Genomic DNA, 232 nt, shown 5'->3' with positions numbered 1-232 from the left:
CCCCGATCTTTCGGTTTGAATACCGAATCTGTAAGGAACTCCGCTACGGTTTCCTCGTCTGCGAAGTGTGGCGTGATGATAGTGCAAACGATCGCACCAGTACTGTCATGAATGAAGAACTCAGCGAGGCCCCCTTCTCCTTCACCACGCGCGATTTGATAAACGGCCTTTACTTTTTTGCCGACCTGATACGACATAGAGAATCTCCGGGTATGAAAAGCCGTTCTTACCG

At 50.0% G+C, this 232-nt stretch carries 1 protein-coding gene; it reads right to left on the bottom strand.

Annotation, left to right across the window (positions count from 1 at the left end; all coding sequences use genetic code 11):
• Positions 1 to 197: hypothetical protein (locus AC1RPW_RS08720; RefSeq protein WP_481769567.1), on the bottom strand; the 197-nt coding region annotated here is incomplete at its 3' end.
• Positions 198 to 232 lie beyond the last annotated feature (35 nt).

This window comes from Dellaglioa sp. CoH-55-MRSF-8 (assembly GCF_056782195.1).
The sequence above is the reverse complement of the archived record's forward strand: the minus strand, read 5'-3'. Positions and strand labels throughout refer to the sequence as shown.